Below are 3435 nucleotides of genomic sequence, written 5' to 3' on the forward strand. Positions count from 1 at the left end.
GTATGCCTGAAAGCACGCAATGAACCCGGACGCGGCTCGCGCCGCTGCTACAGAGACCGCGCACCCTGTAGCAGCGGCGCAAGCCGCGTCAGCGGTGAACGCGGTATGCCTAGAAGAACGCGATGAACCCGGACGCGGCTCGCGCCGCTGCTACAGAGACCGCGCACCCTGTAGCAGCGGCGCAAGCCGAGTCGGCGGTCGGTGCGGTTCGGCTGGGGGAACCCAGCGAACCTGAGGAAATCAACGCTCCAGCAAAATCCGCAGCATGCGGCGCAACGGCTCGGCGGCGCCCCACAGCAATTGGTCGCCGACGGTGAACGCGCCCAGGTACTGCGAGCCCATGTTCAGCTTGCGCAAGCGCCCGACCGGAATGTTGAGCGTGCCGGTGACCTGGGTCGGGGTCAGTTCCTGCATGCTCGCTTCACGGCTGTTGGGTACCAGTTTGACCCATGGGTTGTGCTGGCTGATCAGGCCTTCGATGTCTGCCATCGGCACGTCCTTGTTCAGCTTGATGGTCAGCGCCTGACTGTGGCAGCGCATGGCGCCGATGCGCACGCAGATGCCGTCCACCGGGATCGGGCTCTTGAAGCGACCCAGGATCTTGTTGGTCTCGGCCTGAGCCTTCCACTCTTCACGGCTCTGCCCGTTCGGCAGCTCCTTGTCGATGTACGGAATCAGACTGCCGGCCAGCGGCACACCGAAGTTCTCGGTCGGATAACCCTCGCCACGCATGGCCTCGGCCACCTTGCGATCGATGTCCAGAATGGCACTGGCCGGGTTGGCCAGGTCATCGGCTACCGAGGCGTGGGTGCTGCCCATCTGCTTGATCAGCTCGCGCATGTTCTGCGCACCGGCACCGGACGCCGCCTGGTAGGTCATGGCGCTCATCCACTCCACCAGACCGGCCTCGAACAGACCGCCCAGGCCCATCAGCATCAGGCTCACGGTGCAGTTGCCACCGATGTAGTTCTTGGTGCCGGCATCGAGCTGCTGGTCGATCACGCGGCGGTTGACCGGGTCGAGCACGATCACTGCGTCATCGTGCATGCGCAGGCTGGAGGCGGCGTCGATCCAGTAGCCCTGCCAGCCAGCCTCGCGCAGCTTGGGGAATACCTCGCTGGTGTAGTCGCCACCCTGGCAGGTCAGGATCACGTCGAGTGTCTTCAGCTCTTCAATGCTGTAGGCATCCTTGAGCGGGGCAATGTCCTTGCCCACCGCAGGCCCTTGGCCGCCCACATTGGAGGTGGTGAAAAACACCGGCTCGATAAGATCGAAATCCTGCTCTTCCAGCATCCGCTGCATGAGCACGGAACCGACCATGCCGCGCCAACCGATCAGACCTACACGTTTCATCGCAACTACACCTTCTTGAAAAGTGGGCCGCTGCTTTCGATTGAAAGTCGCAGCGGGCCCAAGAGATTACAGATTCCGCAGCGCGGCGACTACTGCATCGCCCATTTCCTGCGTACCGATCCGCGCGTTGCCTTCGGACCAGATATCGCCGGTGCGCAAGCCCTGGTCCAGGACCAGGCTGACCGCCTGCTCGATGGCATCGGCGGCCGCGTGCTGATTGAAGCTGTAGCGCAGCATCATCGACACCGAGAGGATGGTCGCCAGCGGGTTGGCGATGCCCTGCCCGGCGATGTCCGGTGCCGACCCGTGGCACGGCTCGTACATGCCCTTGTTGTGGGCGTCCAGGGAGGCCGAGGGCAACATGCCGATGGAGCCGGTGAGCATCGACGCTTCATCGGAAAGAATGTCGCCGAACATGTTGTCGGTGACCATCACGTCGAATTGTTTCGGCGCGCGCACCAGCTGCATGGCGGCGTTGTCGACGTACATGTGGCTCAGCTCGACGTCGGGATAATCCTTGCCGATCTCTTCGGCCACTTCGCGCCACAGCTGGCTGGATGCCAATACGTTGGCCTTGTCCACCGAGCAGAGCTTCTTGCCGCGCACCTGGGCCATGTCGAAGCCCACGCGCACGATGCGGCGGATCTCGCTCTCGCTGTAGGGCAGCGTGTCATACGCCTGGCGCTCGCCGCCTTCCAGTTCACGGGTGCCACGGGGGGCACCGAAGTAGATGCCGCCGGTCAGCTCACGGACGATGAGGATGTCCAGCCCGGCCACGATTTCCGGCTTCAGGCTGGAAGCGTCCGCCAGTTGCGGGTAGAGGATGGCCGGACGCAGGTTGGCGAACAGGCCCAACTGAGAACGGATTTTCAGCAGGCCGCGCTCCGGGCGGATGTCGCGCTCGATCTTGTCCCATTTCGGACCGCCCACGGCGCCCAGCAGCACCGCATCGGCGGCACGGGCGCGTTCCAGGGTTTCATCGGCCAGCGGCACGCCGTGCTTGTCGATGGCTGCGCCACCGATCACGTCATGGGCCAGTTCGAAGCCCAGCTGGAACTTGTCGTTGGCCAGCTCCAGCACCTTGACCGCTTCTGCCATGATTTCCGGGCCGATGCCGTCGCCTGGGAGAATCAGAATCTGCTTGCTCATGCTTTCCTCGTTAATTCCGGTAATACGGCGCGCCCTCGGGCAGGCCGTGAATGAATGCTCAACGCTGGGCCCACAACACCAGCACGTCGGTGCTGAACGAGCCATTGTCGTCGATCTGGTAATACTCGCGCACCTCGGCGCCCACGGCTCGCTGCAAGGTGCGGATCGCCGCACGCATCACCTCGGGGGTGCGCATGCGCTCGACCCAGGACACGTATTCAAGGCGCAGGCGCTGGCGTGTATGCCCGCGCACCTGCAGCCCGGCCGCATTGATCTGGCTCAGCCATTCGCCGGCACTGTAGTCGCGCACATGACTGGTGTCGCGCAGCACTTCCACGCTCTGCAGATAGGTATCGAGCAGCGGGTTGCCCGGCGACATCACGTCGATGAAGCACGCCACGCCACCGGGCTTGAGCACCCGGCGCACTTCGCGCAGGGCCAGGCCCAGGTCGCTCCAGTGGTGAGCCGAGTAGCGGCTGAACACGTAGTCGAATTCGCCATCGGCGAACGGCAGCTGTTCGGCCGGGCCGAGCTGGGTGCTGACGTTGGCCAGCCCTCGCTCGTGAGCGGCGCTGGCGACTACATCGAGCATCTGCTGCGACAGATCATAGGCCACCACCTGCTTGACCAGTGGCGCGCAGTGAAAGCTGACGTGGCCGGCGCCGCAACCCAGATCCAGCAGCCGAGCCTGGGACTGGCCGGCCAGTTCCGCCTGAAGCAGCGCAAATTCAGCACCTTGGGCGTGAACGGCGCTGCTCAGGTAGGCCGAGGCCTGTTCGCCGAACTGTTTCTGCACGACTTGGCTGTGCTGGGTCATGGAGTGGGCTTCCTTGTGCCTGGGTTTGTGGTGGCCTTGCCGGCCTCTTCGCGGGCAGAGGGCCCGCCGCCCGCCCCGCTCCCACATCGGCGGCGAGCCTCTTGTGGGAGCGGGGC

At 64.4% G+C, this 3435-nt stretch carries 3 protein-coding genes; all 3 read right to left on the bottom strand.

The window, feature by feature from the left end:
• Positions 1 to 240: 240 nt before the first annotated feature.
• The 3 genes from asd to QMX89_RS22480 all read right to left on the bottom strand — a co-directional run bounded on the left by asd (position 241) and on the right by QMX89_RS22480 (position 3319).
• A complete protein-coding gene (gene asd / locus QMX89_RS22470) occupies positions 241 to 1353 on the bottom strand; it encodes an aspartate-semialdehyde dehydrogenase (RefSeq protein WP_282349938.1) in 1113 nt (370 codons plus the stop codon).
• A 66-nt stretch (positions 1354 to 1419) separates the two neighbouring features.
• Positions 1420 to 2502, bottom strand: a complete 1083-nt coding sequence (gene leuB, locus QMX89_RS22475) for a 3-isopropylmalate dehydrogenase (protein WP_056843282.1) — start codon at positions 2500 to 2502, stop codon at positions 1420 to 1422.
• Between the two features lie 58 nt (positions 2503 to 2560).
• Positions 2561 to 3319: a class I SAM-dependent methyltransferase gene (locus QMX89_RS22480; RefSeq protein ID WP_282349939.1), complete on the bottom strand. Its 759-nt coding sequence runs from the start codon at positions 3317 to 3319 to the stop codon at positions 2561 to 2563.
• Positions 3320 to 3435 lie beyond the last annotated feature (116 nt).

It is taken from the genome of Pseudomonas sp. PS01301 (genome assembly GCF_029960215.1).
Classification (GTDB): domain Bacteria; phylum Pseudomonadota; class Gammaproteobacteria; order Pseudomonadales; family Pseudomonadaceae; genus Aquipseudomonas; species Aquipseudomonas coleopterorum.